Origin of the sequence: Paenibacillus solisilvae (genome assembly GCF_042656405.1) — a bacterium.
In the GTDB taxonomy this organism is placed as follows: Bacteria; Bacillota; Bacilli; order Paenibacillales; family Paenibacillaceae; genus Paenibacillus_Z; species Paenibacillus_Z solisilvae.
Genome location: NZ_JBHSOW010000043.1, coordinates 38,075 through 53,846, shown reverse-complemented (window position 1 = coordinate 53,846; position 15,772 = coordinate 38,075). Strand labels below are relative to the sequence as shown.

Annotated in this window: 11 protein-coding genes and 1 pseudogene; 1 reads left to right on the top strand and 11 read right to left on the bottom strand. The window is 51.3% G+C overall.

The window, feature by feature from the left end; all coding sequences use genetic code 11:
* Window positions 1-63: 63 nt before the first annotated feature.
* The 6 genes from ACFPYJ_RS12540 to ACFPYJ_RS12515 all read right to left on the bottom strand — a co-directional run bounded on the left by ACFPYJ_RS12540 (window position 64) and on the right by ACFPYJ_RS12515 (window position 8,705).
* Window positions 64-1,488: an ABC transporter substrate-binding protein gene (locus ACFPYJ_RS12540; RefSeq protein WP_379188489.1), complete on the bottom strand. Its 1,425-nt coding sequence runs from the start codon at window positions 1,486-1,488 to the stop codon at window positions 64-66.
* A 108-nt stretch (window positions 1,489-1,596) separates the two neighbouring features.
* A complete protein-coding gene (locus ACFPYJ_RS12535; RefSeq protein ID WP_379188488.1) occupies window positions 1,597-2,733 on the bottom strand; it encodes a DUF4185 domain-containing protein in 1,137 nt (378 codons plus the stop codon).
* A gap of 303 nt (window positions 2,734-3,036) precedes the next feature.
* Entirely contained in the window at window positions 3,037-4,704 is a 1,668-nt protein-coding gene (locus ACFPYJ_RS12530; RefSeq protein WP_379188487.1) for a ribulokinase, read from the bottom strand.
* 19 nt (window positions 4,705-4,723) lie between these two features.
* A complete protein-coding gene (locus tag ACFPYJ_RS12525) occupies window positions 4,724-6,517 on the bottom strand; it encodes an L-fucose isomerase (RefSeq protein WP_379188486.1) in 1,794 nt (597 codons plus the stop codon).
* Between the two features lie 49 nt (window positions 6,518-6,566).
* Window positions 6,567-7,574, bottom strand: a complete 1,008-nt coding sequence (locus ACFPYJ_RS12520) for a LacI family DNA-binding transcriptional regulator (protein WP_379188485.1) — start codon at window positions 7,572-7,574, stop codon at window positions 6,567-6,569.
* Between the two features lie 48 nt (window positions 7,575-7,622).
* Entirely contained in the window at window positions 7,623-8,705 is a 1,083-nt protein-coding gene (locus ACFPYJ_RS12515; RefSeq protein ID WP_379188484.1) for a glycoside hydrolase family 172 protein, read from the bottom strand.
* 222 nt (window positions 8,706-8,927) lie between these two features.
* On the opposite strand from ACFPYJ_RS12515, the gene ACFPYJ_RS12510 reads away from it, so the two are divergent.
* Window positions 8,928-9,833: a helix-turn-helix transcriptional regulator gene (locus tag ACFPYJ_RS12510; protein ID WP_379188483.1), complete on the top strand. Its 906-nt coding sequence runs from the start codon at window positions 8,928-8,930 to the stop codon at window positions 9,831-9,833.
* A gap of 233 nt (window positions 9,834-10,066) precedes the next feature.
* On the opposite strand, the gene ACFPYJ_RS12505 is transcribed toward ACFPYJ_RS12510, so the two are convergent.
* The 5 genes and pseudogenes from ACFPYJ_RS12505 to ACFPYJ_RS12485 all read right to left on the bottom strand — a co-directional run bounded on the left by ACFPYJ_RS12505 (window position 10,067) and on the right by ACFPYJ_RS12485 (window position 15,770).
* Window positions 10,067-12,079 carry an ABC transporter ATP-binding protein gene (locus tag ACFPYJ_RS12505; protein ID WP_379188482.1) on the bottom strand — a complete coding sequence of 671 codons (2,013 nt, stop codon included), beginning with the start codon at window positions 12,077-12,079 and terminating at the stop codon, window positions 10,067-10,069.
* Window positions 12,080-12,130: 51 nt separating this feature from the next.
* Window positions 12,131-13,882, bottom strand: a complete 1,752-nt coding sequence (locus ACFPYJ_RS12500) for an ABC transporter ATP-binding protein (protein ID WP_379188481.1) — start codon at window positions 13,880-13,882, stop codon at window positions 12,131-12,133.
* Between the two features lie 71 nt (window positions 13,883-13,953).
* Window positions 13,954-14,157, bottom strand: coding sequence for a hypothetical protein (locus tag ACFPYJ_RS12495; protein ID WP_379188480.1), 204 nt, complete (start codon window positions 14,155-14,157; stop codon window positions 13,954-13,956).
* 162 nt (window positions 14,158-14,319) lie between these two features.
* A pseudogene (locus ACFPYJ_RS12490) lies at window positions 14,320-14,634 on the bottom strand (DUF1905 domain-containing protein); the annotation flags it as partial.
* Between the two features lie 347 nt (window positions 14,635-14,981).
* Window positions 14,982-15,770, bottom strand: coding sequence for an SDR family oxidoreductase (locus ACFPYJ_RS12485; protein WP_379188479.1), 789 nt, complete (start codon window positions 15,768-15,770; stop codon window positions 14,982-14,984).
* Window positions 15,771-15,772: the final 2 nt, after the last annotated feature.

Sequence of the window (15,772 nt, the reverse complement as noted above, 5' to 3'; positions counted from 1 at the left end):
GATATGGAATACGGAAATCAGCTCTCCGGGAACCCGCGTCCCCGGAGGCTGAGGAGCTTCCGTCTATTGATTAATCGGATTCGTGCCTGCCAATTTATTTTTGGCGATGAAATCGTTTATCGTCTTCTCCGCCTTCTCCAGCGCTTTGTCCACGCTTTCGCCTTTCATGGCCGATTCGATCGCGGTGGAGAATGCCATACTGATATCCCATGGATAGATAGGTTCAGCCTTCGCATACGGAATTACTTTTTCTGCAATCAGCTTGCGCCATGGGTCGTTTTTCGCTGCTTCGTCCTGGTTCATCGCTTCGTCGACGGATTTGCGCGGCGAGAATTTCGAGAACTGGCTTGTTTTGAAGAAGTCGATCATAATGTTGGTGTCGCCGGCAAGCAGATAAGAGATAAAGTCGGCTGCTTCCTGCTCATGTTTGGATTTACCGTCGATGACAAGGGTCCAGCCGCCAAGCGTCGAGGTTGGCTTCGTTTGGTCGCCGTCTATGGAAGGCATCGGCGCGACGCCGATTTTATCCAGCATGCTCTTGTAATCGTTGCGGAACAAACCGATTGCCCAAGAGCCGCTGATCTCCATCGCGACTTTCCCTTTGCCAAATGGAGCGGCGTCCGCGTAAGCAGATAACCCCTGCTTCGGCATGATGCCTGATTCATAAGCGGTTTTGTAGTAGTCAAGCAGCTTCTTGTAGCCGTCGTTCATCACATCAGCCTTGGACCAGTCGTCCGCAATCGGAAGATGGCCGGCAGCATTATATTGGAGCCCCCAGCTGGACCAGCCCAAATCCGGCGCAGTCTGCGCAGTTGCCAGACCGTAAATGCCTTTTTGGGTCAGCTTTTTACCGTAGTCAATCAGCTCATCCCACGTCACCGGCGGTTTCTCAGGGTCTAATCCCGCAGCTGTGAACAAGTCTTTCCGGTAGTAAAGGACAGCGGACGGTTCGACAAGTTTCGGATAAGCATAATAAGTGCCCTTGATTGACACGAACTCTTTGACATTGTCATACAAATCGTTAAATACGCTCGGATCCATCAAATCGTTAAGCGGCTTGATTTGGCCGAGTTTCGCTGCATTAGCGATGCCGCCATAGTTCATCGTATACAGATCCGGAGCTTTACCGGCAGCTTGTGCGGCTTTCATTTTCTGCGCCCATGCGTCTCCCGGCACAATCGTCAGCTTGATTTGGATATTCTCATGGGTTTTGTTGAACTCGTCGGTCCATTTTTTAAACCAGGCATCCGTTGTCGGTTCGAATTTGTTCGCCCAGAACTCCAATGTTGATTTCTCAGCCGGTTTCGTATCTTCTTCTTTCGGCTCGTTAACCGTACCGCCGGTATTCCCCGCATTTCCGGTATTTGCTCCATTGTCCGATCCGTTCGTGGAATTGCCGCCCGAGTTGCCGCAGGCGGTGAGCGCCAGCGTAAGTACGAGCATGACTGCGAGCGCAGCTGCCAAGACCTTTCCGCGTTTCATTTTCATTGATGAATCCTCCCTTTTATTTGGTCTATCTATTTAAACGCGGGTAACGCGCCTAAACCGTGAGTAAGGATAAGACGAATCTCTAAACGTCCATCAATGTATTCGCTTTCATTTTATTAAGGAAGCTTTGAACCAGAATACGTTATAAGGATCCCAGAGCGATAATCCGAAATAAATCGTTTTCCCGTCTTCTTCCAAATACCGGGTGTTCATGAAAGGGCCGTATAAGCCCGGATAATCTGCAGCTTTAACCAGATCGATCGCTTCGTTCCATGGTCCCCAAGGCGTCAATCCTTCACGGATGACAATACCGCGTCCTTCTTTCAAGTAAGTCATCAACCATCGTTTCAAATACGGGTTCCACACGACGGAAAGCTCGCCTACGGAATCGTCTACAACCAGCCCGGCATCAGACATCTTGGTGCTCCATGCCGGCGCGTCATTTCCGTCCAGGCCCGTGAAATATTCATACTGAGCCGGATCCTCAATGGAGCTCTCTTTCACTTTCATCAGCTTCACGCCTCCGAACCGGCCGGATGGGATGCACCAGTAATAAATCTCCGCCTCTTGTCCGTCAGTTTTGATTCTGTAAGGGCTTACTTGGATAAAGTTGCTGTCGCCCGGCCATTTCAGGTTGTCCTGCAGCGTCCACGTTTTCCCTTCATCCGCCGATTTAGCGATACTTGCGTAATTAGCATCCCACTGACCGGGATCTCCCCAGTGATTGACCGACATATAATAGAGATACATCGCGCCGTTTGCGTAGAGGCCGTGAGTCGGAATTACGGTCATTTCGTCAAAATCGATTTTCTTGGAAGGCAGCAGTTCTTTCGCCAGATTCAATTCATCCTTTATCATGCCGTCGAATGTAATGCCGTCTGTGGGATCTTGATCGGTTGTATAAGCCATCGTATTGGATCGCCAGTAACCGCCTCCCGCGCCGGTCATCCCCTCCGGCCTTTCGCCGAACGAATCGCCAAAGACGAAATAGGTCTTGTCGCCTGAGTTGAACATAGAGCCCAAATCGGTGCCGTAGAGCCCATACCGATCGGTCTTATTGATGCTGTCTTTTCCCGTCAGCTGAGCCACTTGCTTCAAATCCGCGATCTCTTTGAGCAGAAACGTTTTGCCTCCCGCTTCCAGCATGTCATTCCCTGAATTTTCTCCACTTGCGCAGGCCGTCATTCCGGCAAACAGGACAGAGGCGGCCAAAGCGAGCCATTTTCTAGTTTTCAGCGTTACCACCTCCCTGTCTGCATCGTTATCCGTTACTTGAAAGCGCTGACAAGAATACATGGTACGATTGGCATCAGATTCGCGTAAAAGCAGCTGGCTTCAGCAGCTTTCTCCCTCCTACCAATACGGCTTGCCTTCCCGTGTCCGCCTTCTAGGTAGGGGGATGTTGTCGAAATGTGAGATCGATTGCACATTGTATCAAATAAAGCAGCGTGCGCCGCCACGATAACCTTGGGATGGGATGAAAATCCCCCATCCGGTCATCTATTGCCAGCTCTCTATCATCGCTTATCTCAACTTAAGCAGCCTTCTTTATTCAGTACTGCGCTTCATCGCTTTCAATGTTTTCATAACGTCATTGCCGCCCCGTCCGAAATAATCATGCAGCCTCAGGTAGGCTTGATAAAGCTCCTCGTATACCGCAGCGTGCTCCGGAATCGGATTGAATGTTTCCTCGCGAACCCGCGCCATGTTCTGCGCCGCTTCGACGATGGAATCGTAGCCGCCCGCCCCGGAACCGGCTGCTACCGAACCGAACATCGCTGCGCCGAGCGCCGCCGTTTGCGTCGAATCGGCGATTTTGATTTCCCGCCCTGTAACGTCCGCATAAATTTGCATCAAGAGCCGGTTACGCTGCGGCAGTCCTCCGCAGGCATACAATTCCTTGACCTCGACACCGTTCAGATGAAATGCTTCAATGATCCTTCTTGTTCCGAATGCAGTGGATTCGAGAAGTGCTCTATATATTTCCTCCGGCTTCGTTTGAAGCGTAAAGCCGACGAGCAAGCCCGAGAGATCCGCGTCAACAAGGACGGAACGGTTGCCGTTCCACCAGTCCAATGCCAGCAGTCCGGTTTCGCCTGGACGATATTCCGCTGCCTTGCTCTCCAGCCATTGATGAACGCTGACGCCTTCCTCCTGCGCGGAATGCTGCACATATTGCGGCACCGCCTCATCGACATACCAGGCGAAAATATCACCTACCGCCGATTGCCCTGCTTCATAGCCATAATAACCTGCTACAATTCCATCTTCTACGACGCCGCACATGCCTTCGACGTTCACTTCCTTGTCGCTGAGCAGCAGATGACAAATCGAGGTTCCCATCGCCATGACCAGCTTGCCCGGCGTCACGACGCCTGCTGCCGGGACAGCCGCATGCGCATCGACATTGCCGACCGCAACCGCGATGCCCGGCCGCAGCCCCATGGCCTCTGCCATTGCGGCGTTCAATTCACCCGCTTTGGATCCAAGCGCCGCGATATGACCGCGGAGCTTCGTTTCGGTGAGCGATTCGAGCCGAGGATCCAGAGCCGCAAAAAAATCATTCGACGGATAGCCTTGCTCCTTATGCCATACCGCTTTGTAGCCGGCTGTGCAGCTATTCCGTATTAAGCTGCCGGTCATTTGCATGACGACCCAGTCCGCAGCTTCCATAAACAAGTCCGTCTGCTCGTAAATTTCGGGCGCTTCATTTAAAATTTGCCATACTTTGGCGATCATCCATTCCGAGGAAAGCTTGCCGCCATAGCGGGGCAGGAATGTCTCTTCCCGCTCCATGGCGATTTCATTCAACCTGCTTGCTTCCACCTGAGCCGCGTGATGCTTCCACAGCTTCACCCAACTGTGCGGGTTGCCGCTCCATTCCGGGCTCAGGCAAAGCGGCTTGCCCTGCTCATCCAGAGGCATCATCGTGCAGGCCGTAAAATCAATGCCGATCCCGATCACGTCGTCAGGATTTATTCCTGCTGCGCGCAGCACCTCCGGCACCGAGCATCTGAGCACCTCCATATAATCATCCGGATGCTGCAGTGCCCAGTCGGGACCAAGCGCGGTCCCGTCCGGCAGCTTGACGTCCATCACGCCGTGCGGATAAGGCGTAACATGCGTTGCGATTTCCGTTCCATCCGCGATATCAACGAGCAAAGCTCTTCCGGATTCCGTGCCGTAGTCGATTCCGATTGCATATTTGGCGTGCATAACATGGATCTCCTTTCCGTTATCGATAGAGCGGTCCGAATGTCTGGCAGGCGCGGTAATCGGCGCCGACCGGCTCCATTTCGCCAAATGCGGCCCAAGCGCTCGGTCTAAACACTTTTTCTTCCGGCACATTATGCATGGAAACCGGAATGCGAAGCATCGATGCCAGCGTAATCAGGTCGCCGCCAATATGACCATAGCTTATAGCTCCATGATTCGAGCCCCATTTGTTCATTACCGTATATACATCCTTGAACAGCCCTTCGCCCGTCAAATTCGGAGCGAACCAGGTTGTCGGCCAGGTCTGGTTGCTTCGCTTATCCAGCTTATCGTGCACGTCGCCCGGCAATTCGACCGTATATCCCTCCGCCAGCTGAAGCACTGGGCCGAGTCCGGCGATGAGATTAATGCGGGCCATTGTAACCGGCATGCCGGCGCGGGTCGTGAAATCGGTCGAGAAGCCGCCGCCGCGGAAGAAGTCTACCGCAGGGCACCACTGCGCAGCTTCCAGGCAGCTCTTCACCTCATTCTCGGTTATTTCCCAGAAAGGCTTCATGACAGGTTCGCCATTGAGGGTTTGACGTCCCGTACCGTCAAGCGCAGCCGGTCCGGAATTGATCAAATGGATGACGCCGTTCGCTGCTCTGCCGGTCAATTCATGACCTGTCACTCGTTTGACCGCTTCAGGACTCCAATAGGTACGGACATCGGCGAATATTTGCGCCGCATTCGTAAGCAAATGGCCAAACAGCATCGTAACTCCGTTAAGTGTATCGTTCTCCGTCGCCAGCATGAACGGCTCGCGGATACCGTTCCAATCGAACGAGGATGTCAGCATCGCCTCCATGAAGTCGCCGTTAGGGAAGTAATCGGTCCATGCCCGCTGCCCTTGGAAGCCGGCCGCAATGGCATTATGTCCAAGCGCTTCCTCCCCGTATCCGATCTCGTCCAGCTTCGGATTGCCGATCATCAGATCGCGTGCGATCAGCGTCATTTTGACGACCGTTTCCCAGTCCTTCTCCTTCTGTTGGGCGGTTCGTTTCAGATGCTCCGGATTCACGTCGACCCCTTCCTTGCAATTGTCCTTCGTCCAAGCCAAAGCAAGCTCATATTCCCCGCGATCGTAAATGCCGAGCTCCATGCGTCTTACAAACTCCGTCATATCGACATATTCATTGCGGATGCCGAGATATTTCTGGAAGAAAGATTCATCCACGATACAGCCCGCGATGCCCATCGAGACCGAGCCCATAGACAGATACGATTTGCCCCGCATCGTCGCGACGGCAAGACCCGCCCGGGCAAACTGAAGCAGCTTCTCCTGCACGTCGGACGTTATCTCCCTGTCCCCGATGTCCTGTACGTCATGCCCGTAAATACTGAAGGCAGGAAGCCCTTTCTGGTTATGCGCGGACAGTGCGGCAGCAAGATAAACAGCTCCCGGCCGCTCGGTTCCGTTGAAGCCCCAAATCGCTTTCGGTCTGGCGGGATCGGTATCCATCGTTTCCGTCGGATAACACCATGACGGCGTTACCGAGATTGTGACGCCAACTCCCTCCGTCGCGAATTTTTGCTCCGCTCGGGCCGCTTCGGCTACACCGCCGATACAGGTGTCGGCGATTACACATTCCACGGGTAAGCCGCAGCTGTGCTTCAGATTTTCGGTTAAGAAGGCGGCTGCCGCCTTCGCCATGTCCATCGTTACTTCTTCGAGTGATTCGCGGATGCCGCCCCGGCGTCCGTCAATAATGGGACGAATCCCGATCTTCGGCAAATTGCCCTGCAGCCGATTTGCAGCTTGTATTGCAGACATCTGGCTCACCTCTCCAAGTCATTCGTTCGTTTTAGACTGCAGCTATAGGTTATAGGATGCATTTAATTTGATGATGGAAGATTTCCACATGAGGATCGGCGCTGCGCTTTTCCTTACTCATCCGGCTGAGCAGCAGCTCACCGGTTCTCTTCCCCATGTCATAAGGCTGTTGATCGATATAATAGAGCTTCGGATTTTTCAGCAGCTGCCCCGATTCGACCTCGCCGAAGGAAGCAATTGCCACATCGCTCGGGATATGCAAACCTCTTCGGATCAGCTCGAGCAGAACACCGAACGTCATTCGGTTGTTAAGCGATACAATTGCCGTCGGCATGCTTCCTGTCTGCCCGAATTGCCGCACTGCCCGGATGCCCCCTTCGACGGAGAAATCACCGTTGTACAGATGGGAGGGCTCGTCGATTCCCCATTCCCGTATGGCCTGAAGCACGCCTTCATAGCGTTCCCGCCCCGTACTGACGCAGGATGGACCGTTGACAACACCAAGTGCACTATGCCCATCCTGCAGCAGCCGTCTCGTTAGCATGTAAGCGCTCGCCTTATTATCCTCGGCAACCAGATCCAACTGATTCGAGCCATCCTGGCCATCCAGACTGCGGTCGATCAGCACCACCGGCAGACCGGAACGGGACATGCTCATGATCTTGTCTCCATTGCCTCCGGCAGTCGCAATTACGACTGCGGCGACCCGTTTCTCGTTCAGCAGCTGAAGAAGCCTGCCCTCTTTATCCGTATTCTCATCGGAGCTGCAGAACATGAGCTGGAATCCGCTTTGTCCAACCGTATCCTCAATTCCCTTCGATATTTCCATAAAATACGAATTCGTAATGTCAGGTACGATTATTCCGATCATGAACGTTCTATCCTGCTTCAAGCTTCTTGCGATAGCGCTGGGCTCGTAATTAAGCTTCGCGATTGCTGCGCTGACGCGCTGCCTTGCTTCTATGCTTACCTTCAAGCTGTTATTGAGGACACGGGATACCGTCGCTGTCGAAACTTCGGCTTCTGCAGCTACTTCTTTAATTGTTGCTTTAAGCAATGCCCGTTCACCTCAACACCCTTAACAAATATGGAGAGCCATCCGCGGTCAAATGACTTCCCGCTCATCGTTACCCGGTAATGGGGGATGTGCAGCGTGCGGCTCTAACTGGTACCAGAATGCGGTTGAAGCAATATCGCTTTGCTGCGGCAAATACCTTCCGCCTGATCGCCAGCCGAGATCTTGAATCGTTACATTCAAGTCGCTCTCGAAGCGGATCGGATCCATGATATGCCACCGGTACATGCCGAAGCGCTGTTGGCTGCGGTATAATCCGTCCGGCTTAATGAGCTGGTGCATCCCCAGATACGCGGTCGAATACGTGGAGTATTGTCCGATCGGCTGCTCCCAGTTCCAGGCCCCGCCAAAATAATCCTCCGTCCCTGTTCCGCAGATCGTCGGGAATTGATGATCGCCATCCATGAAGAACTTAATTTCACCCTCGCCCCACCAGCCTGTATTATTAACCTGCCATGCCAGGTAGGTTCCGATATAATGTCCTTTTCCGGTAACGCCGTCCAGTATCGTATGAACCTCACCATATGGAACGGGATTGGACCTTCTCCACTGGGCATGAAAGTATGCCATATCTGCCGGTACATCCGTCAGCGTATAGTCGACTTGATAATAAAGAACGACCTTGTCGGATTCTCTGTTCTCTACCGTTATTTTGGCATGCTTGCGGAACGGCATCAGCCAATAGCTGTTCATTCCTCCGGCAGGATTAACGGCGATCGGCTGGGAATTCACATTGCAGCGCTCCTGCCAGCCATTACAGAAGAAGTCCCCGAGCGGCACCTCCACCGATGGCAGCTCCTCATCATCCCAGTACATGCGTAGAATCATATTCCGCCAATGGGATGGAAAACATGTCAGCCATATATGTTGAATCGCTCCAGGTCCGTCTATATCAGCCATCGTGAAGGTAGCGCCCGCGGCAATTTCAACCGAAGGGGACACCTTCCAGCCCATGCCGAGATCACGCGCGCATTTAGCTCCGGTACCTTCGGTCGCCATGCCGCCCTTGCCCTTTTCCCCGTTAAAATTTTCTGCGCTTATCGAACGCGACTTCGCACTCGATACTCTCGCCAAGCTTCCGATTCCCATGTCTAATCCATTAAATAAACTCATTTGTGATTACTCCTTCAGCTTCAGTTGTAGTTTGACTAAGTGGCAGGTTCAGGTAAATAGTTGCTGCGTAGAAACTGTCATAATATAATAGATATTGCTATCCGGTATTAAACCTCAATACCGTGTTACCGATTACATTGCTTATATTATCATAGTTTTTTTTCAACTTCTTTATTGTAAATTGTGATTATTTATCCAATCTTGCTATCTTGGGGTGAATGTATGGAAGCGCTCTCCATTTCTAAAAAAACCTTGCTGCTAAAGTTATCGCCCAATGTTCGAAGAGCCTGGAATCATCGCGTGCCGGAGATGCGGTTACAATCACGCTTCATTTTCGACTACGAGCTTCTCTATCTGGAGAAAGGCGGCCTGACCATCCGGATCGATAATGAGATCCATATCATCAAACCTGGCGACATTGTCTTATTCAAGCCCGGCAAGGAGCATGAGTTCATTGAATCGAGCGGTGAATGCTGGATGCCGCATATTCATTTTGACGCTTTGAACGAAGAGAATTTCGAGGAGGTTCCCATCAACTTTAAAAACCGATCCGAATGCAGTGAACAGGAAGTGAGATGGATTCGCGAAGATGTGCTGGGGAACGTTCTGCAAATACCGGATGTCATTCAAATCGAGAATCACGGGGAAGTCCTAAAGACACTGCAGCAGCTCATTCATGCCTATGAGAGACGAGACCTTGATTTCTACATCCTGCAAAAATCATTAGTATTAAAGCTGCTCTATCTGATCGTTAAGGGGCTTGAGGCAAGCGAAAGCAATCATCTTCGGGTCCATCACAAATCGCTTGACACTGTCGCCACCCTTATCATGGATCGCTTCGACCAAACGGTTCTGCTGGAGGATTTATCTAAGACCGCGATGCTCAGCGTCTTTCATTTCTCCCGGCTGTTCAAGCAAAAGTACGGGCTCACACCGCATCAATTCCAAATGCGTTACCGCATCGAGAAGGCGAAGGATCTCATGATTTACAGTCCGCTGTCGGTCTCAGCCATTGCCGAGAAGGTCGGCTACGGCAGCGTATATGCATTCAGCAAAGCTTTCAAACAGATCGAAGGCATCTCCCCCCGTAAATTCATTCAAACCTATACCGGTGTTTTGGATAGCTAGCTGAAGCCAAGTGCAGAGCTTTACTTGTTGAGGCGCATGCCAGTTTAGGATGATGCACAGGGTAAAGAAGACATCGTTTTTGTACGCTCTCTGTTCAATGGAGCAGCCGGCAGCTGCTCCATGACAAGCGACTTGGCAAAGTGTTCAACCTTACCCTAGCTTATTAATAAGAAAGGGCTATCCCGCTCAAGTCAATATTGACCTGAGCGGAATAGCCCTTCCTCTGTTTATGCTTAAGCCACAGCACCCTGCTGCAGCTGGTACATGGCGAAGTATTTGCCGCCCTGCTGCATCAGTTCGGCGTGATTGCCGCGCTCCGTAATTTGGCCGCGGTCAAGCACGAGGATTTGATCGGCCTCTCGGATCGTCGATAGCCTATGGGCGATCACGAACGTCGTCCGACCCCTCTTCAGCACATCAAGCGCCTGCTGGATAACGGCTTCCGTCTCCGTATCAATGCTTGCCGTGGCTTCGTCCAAGATCAGGATTGCCGGATCGAATGCCAGCGCCCGCGCAAACGAGATCAGCTGCCGCTGTCCTGAGGAGAGCGTGCTTCCTTTCTCGATGACCGGCTCATCCAGTCCGCCCGGCAGCTGCATGAACATGTCATACGCGCCTACATCGCGAAGTGCCTGCTCCACTTTTTCCCGGGAAATGGACGAATCGTCCAAGCTGACGTTCGAGGCGATCGTTCCCGTGAACAGGAACGGATCCTGGAGCACGATGCCCATATGCTGACGAAGCTGCTGCTTCGGCATATCGCGTACGTCGATGCCATCCACGGCAATGACTCCCCGTTCAACGTCATAGAACCGGAACAACAGATTCAGAATCGAGCTTTTGCCCGAGCCCGTATGACCTACAAGCGCGACGGTCTCCCCTTGTTTGGCCCCGAACGTAATGTTCTTCAGCACATCCTCGCCGGGTTTGTAACCGAACGAAACTTCATGGAAGCTTACATTACCCTTGTAGCGCTGCATCCGGCTGTCCGACACTTCTATACCCGGTTCATCCAGCAGCGTGAACACCCGCTCCGCAGACACCCTTGCGACTTCCAGATTAGAAAGCTGGTTCACGATGCCGACGATTGGATGCATCATCCGGTTCATATAGTCAATGAACGCATAGAGGACGCCGACTGATACTGCTGCATTGAGAAATCCTCCCGCGAACATCCATATCACACCGATAAAGACAATATTACGCAGCACGTTGACCAAGTTATGGGATGTTATCGAATTCAAGCTGAGCAGCTTATTCTGATATTTGAAATACTCATCGTTCATTTCATGGAATTCGGCCATCATTTCCTTTTCCTTGCGGAAAGCCTGGATGATCGGCATCCCTTGGATCGATTCGTTGATCATTCCGTTAATGTCGCTCAGACGTGAACGAATCACGTGATTATATTTAGCCGCAAACTTCCGGTAAATAACGATCCACACGTACAAAATCGGAATAAACGGCAAAGCGATTAACGCAAGATTCGTATCCAGCACGAACAAGGCGCCGATAATGGCGGTTATATAGATGATTCCGGAGAAAAAGTTCGCCAATACCGCCACGTACAGTTCCCGGATGGCTTCGGTATCGTTCGTAACCCGCGCTACGACTTTACCGGCAGGCAAATTATCGAAGTACTGCACCGGAAGCCGCTGAATGTGCCGGAATACATCGTTTCGCATTTTCCTGACGATCCGGTTGGCGGATACTTGAAGCAATAATCGCTGTCCGTAAGCGAGTCCGGAACCAATTAACAGAAGTCCGACGTAGCTCGCAGCCATCAGGATCAAGCTTCGGAATTCCGGCTTATAGAAGCCGTAGGATTCGCCGGTTGTCAGCTTGGCTGCCGGAAATTGCACCGTGCTCCCGTCGTCCCTCAGAACCGTCAGCTTCCCACCCGCAAAATTTCGTTTACCGGTATTCGGAACACCCGCCGTATCGACAAAGTAGTAAGACCTGCCAGACTGCAGGATTCGGACTTCACGGCCTTTGTCTTCCCCTTCGGCCAAGTGATCCGCCCTTTTATAACGGCTCCCCTTATAGGGAACCGCGTAGCTGTCTTCCTGTTTTGTTTCATACCATGGCTTTTCGATGCCCATGATGTTCGTATCGATCATCCGCTTGGCCAGGAAAGGACCAACCAGCTCGACGCCTACCGCAAGTAACAGCAGCAGCAGCGCCAGTATAATCGGTTTTTTATAATTCAAAGCATATTGGAATAATCGTTTGCCGTTATTGCTCATTGGTTCATGTCACCTACATTTCTTATGTTACTGTTAATCTTCTAATTAATCTTATGCTCCCACGGCCGAAGCCAATTGCTGACGATCATACTGCTCCTTATACCAGCCATTGTTCTTCAAGAGCTGCTCATGCGTTCCCTCTTCGATGATCCGGCCTTCATCCAGTACGACAATCCAGTCGGCATGCTGCACCGCAGATAGCCTGTGAGTGGTAATAAGCGTTGTTTTACCTTGCCTCTCGCTGCGGATGCCCTCCAGAATTTCCATCTCCGTCTTCGCGTCCACTGCGGAAAGCGCATCATCCAAAATAAGAATCTCCGGATCGGCAATAACCGCCCTTGCAATACTGACCCGCTGCTTCTGACCACCTGATAACGCAACGCCTTTCTCTCCGACCAGCGTCTCCAAACCATCCGGGAGGAATACGACGTCTTTGCGGAACGATGCCAGCTCCAAGGCGCGATTTAACCGTTCCTCATCGAGATTTCCATCCGTGCTGCCGAACCAAATATTCTCACGGATCGTTTTGCTGAACAGGACCGGCTGCTGCGGAACATAACCAATCCAGCTTCGCAATCTGTCAAGCTCAAGCTCGGTAAGCTGAACGCCTCCTGCCTTTAAATTACCCTTGCCCATCGGATATTCGCGTAATAACTGCTTCAGCAAGGTCGTTTTGCCGCTGCCTGTTCGGCCAACGATACCGAGCGTATGACCGCGCCTGAGCGTGAATGAAATATCGACCAAATTGTCGATCGTCGAAGATGGATAACGGAATGTCACGGCATCGAATTCGATCGATTCCGGAACGTCCACCTTAATTGGGGCATCCGTTTCCAGCACATCAGGCTTTGCTCCAAGCGTCTCATTAATCCGATCCAAAGATGCGTTGCCGCGCTGCATAATATTAATCAGTTCCCCGATGGCGAACATCGGCCAGATGAGCATCCCCAGGAACATGTTAAACGACACCATCTCGCCTAACGATATTTCATTGCGGAATACGAGCACTGCACCATAACACAAACCGATTAAGTAGCTTATGCCAACTAAAATTTTGACTGTCGGCTCAAACAGCGCATCAATTTTGGCTACTGCGATGTTCTTGCCGAATACATCGTCTGTCGTTTTACTGAACCGCTCCCGATCCGCTTCTTCCTGTACGAATGCTCGAACGACCCGAACGCCGGACACCGACTCCAACACCTGATCGTTCAGCTTGCCGAAGGCATCCTGCGAACTCATGAATCGTTCATGAATCTTCTTGCCGAAATGCTGCATGAGCAGCGCCATCACCGGCAGCGGCAGCATAGCAGCGAGTGTAAGCTTCCAGCTGATCAAACCTGCCATGACGACTAAAATCGTCATCATGAACAGCGTAGAATCGATAAGAGTCAATATGCCAAAGCCGGCCGTGACCGACACTGCACCTAAATCATTCGTTGCCCTAGCCATCAAGTCACCGGTTCGGTTTCGTTCATAGAACGCAGGGCTCATCTTCAGCAGATGCCGCATGAGTCTTGAACGGAGCAACCGCTCCAGAACAAATGCTCCCCCGAATAGCTGGTATAACCAGACATACGTGAGTCCATATCCGACCACCGTCAGTGCTCCCCAGAAACCGAGCAGCTGCATCAGCTTTGTACCGGTCAGCGTCTCCTGCTGAATCCCATCGATCGCCATTCCGATGAGCTTCGGAGGAATAACATCCAGAATGCCCACGATTGTCAGCAGCACGATGGCAAGTGCGTACCGCTTCCAATGCATGCGGAAAAACCAGCTTAATTTCTTCAAAACGATAAACATATCTATATCCACACCCCTCAAAATGAAGAACAAAAAAAGGCATACCGCCGTAAGCGATACGCCTTATCGGATTATCCTACAATCCGAAACCGCACCGGTATTGGGGCTGCCACATAGGCTGCCGCAACCCGCCGGATGCGATAAAAAAGGCGCACGATTACGCTGCCGTAACCATGCGCCTTACTACGAACTGAAGAGAAATGAGAAGCATCTTTCTCTGATTCGTAATAATTAATTCGCGAGAGGGTTACGTCCATATCTGATAACAATTCCATTAATTACTCCACCAATTGGCGGAAATGCCATTAGACGGTGATATTCGCGCATGTCCGTAACCCTCCTTTCCGTTCATCAAAGTATATGTGTCACTTTACCATCGCCCCCCAAGAACTGTCAACGGGCAATTTGAAACATTAATATCCTTTTTACATGACCTCTTACTGATGGGAATAAGCGAGATTATTGAAATTTGCTATCGCTTGCGCATTTGTTCCCAGACTAGTAAGAACATCTTCCGGAACCTCTACCAAGCGCGGCTGCGTATCTCGTTCCATCACAACTTTAACTATATGGCCTGTTGTCGCCTTTGCAGCTTCCCGTAACGATTTATTGACTACCAAGTAATGCTTGCCGTCCCCATGCGGCATTAGAGACCCTTTATAGTTAATGCCGTTAATTGTTCCCATCACCTTAACTTGCGCCTTGCTTCCGAATACCTCATTCACGTTCAAGGGAACTGTTAGGTAGGTCCACGTTCCTGTCCCTTCCGGTCAGCTCCGCCTCAAATTCATGCATCATACTCGTCTCCTTTTTTATCCAATTAGTATGGCACATATGCCATCCCCCCACAAGAAAATCGTGTGGTTCCTGGAGAAGATGATAGGATAAATATAAAGCCGATTTTATGCTGATTTACGCATCGGGAAGGCAGTACGATCAACAACACCCATATCTCGGCAAGCCCGATTTATGGGTGTTGTTGTATGGCTCAACTTATAAACATACCAGAATCATAACGAATTGATACTCCCATAAGATTCACCACGATGGCAATATGCTCGATTTTCTGAATCATTTTACCCATCCTGGGTGGGTGAAGTTATATCCCCTTTACCATTCCGCCATCAATCAGCAGAGAGGATCCCGTGATGTAAGAGGCAGCTTCAGAAGCAATAAAAGCTACGGTTTTTCCGAATTCCTCCACTTCGCCGTAACGCCCGAGCGGGATCGTTTTTTTCGATTCCTCTCGAACCTGTTCGATGCTGATCCCCTGCTGCTTCGCCTTGATCGCGTCCAGCTCCTCAATTCGCTCCGTTCCGATTCTTCCCGGCGAAATGGTGTTGACCAATATATTGTAAGGGGCAAGCTCCGATGATAGTGTCTTGGCCAATCCAACAATACCGGATCTGAACGTATTGGATAATATGAGTCCGGGAATAGGCTGCTTTACGGAAGAAGAGGCCAGGTTAATGATCCTGCCGCTGCGCTGCTCCTTCATGTACGGAATCACTTCGCTTATGAATCGAACATAACTCAGCAGGTTTAATTCAAACGCCTTGTACCAGTCATCGTCGGTCAACTTTTCTATGCCGCCCGTCGGGGGACCGCCTGCATTGTTGATCAGAATATCGATCCGGCCAAAGCTTTCAAGCGTCGACTTAACGGCATTCGCAATATCCGCTTTTTGGGTTATGTCACATACCACATAGTTCACATTACCACCGCCCAAGGCTTGCAGCTCTAGTTTGGTTTTCTGAAGTTCGGTTTCGCAGCGGCCAGTCAGCATGACGTTAACGCCTTCACAGGCAAGCTCCTTTGCGCATGCTTTACCTAAGCCTCTGCTGGAAGCCGCCACGAGGGCGGCTTTCCCTTTTAATCCCAATTCCATCT

What these genes read in the sequence shown, in the direction of transcription:
- ACFPYJ_RS12540 (WP_379188489.1), bottom strand. Translation starts at nt 1,488, where the DNA reads ATGAAAATGAAACGCGGAAAGGTCTTGGCAGCTGCGCTCGCAGTCATG.
- ACFPYJ_RS12530 (WP_379188487.1), bottom strand. Translation starts at nt 4,704, where the DNA reads ATGCACGCCAAATATGCAATCGGAATCGACTACGGCACGGAATCCGGA.
- ACFPYJ_RS12525 (WP_379188486.1), bottom strand. Translation starts at nt 6,517, where the DNA reads ATGTCTGCAATACAAGCTGCAAATCGGCTGCAGGGCAATTTGCCGAAG.
- ACFPYJ_RS12515 (WP_379188484.1), bottom strand. Translation starts at nt 8,705, where the DNA reads ATGAGTTTATTTAATGGATTAGACATGGGAATCGGAAGCTTGGCGAGA.
- ACFPYJ_RS12510 (WP_379188483.1), top strand. Translation starts at nt 8,928, where the DNA reads ATGGAAGCGCTCTCCATTTCTAAAAAAACCTTGCTGCTAAAGTTATCG.
- ACFPYJ_RS12505 (WP_379188482.1), bottom strand. Translation starts at nt 12,079, where the DNA reads ATGAGCAATAACGGCAAACGATTATTCCAATATGCTTTGAATTATAAA.
- ACFPYJ_RS12500 (WP_379188481.1), bottom strand. Translation starts at nt 13,882, where the DNA reads ATGTTTATCGTTTTGAAGAAATTAAGCTGGTTTTTCCGCATGCATTGG.
- ACFPYJ_RS12495 (WP_379188480.1), bottom strand. Translation starts at nt 14,157, where the DNA reads ATGGAATTGTTATCAGATATGGACGTAACCCTCTCGCGAATTAATTAT.
- ACFPYJ_RS12485 (WP_379188479.1), bottom strand. Translation starts at nt 15,770, where the DNA reads ATGGAATTGGGATTAAAAGGGAAAGCCGCCCTCGTGGCGGCTTCCAGC.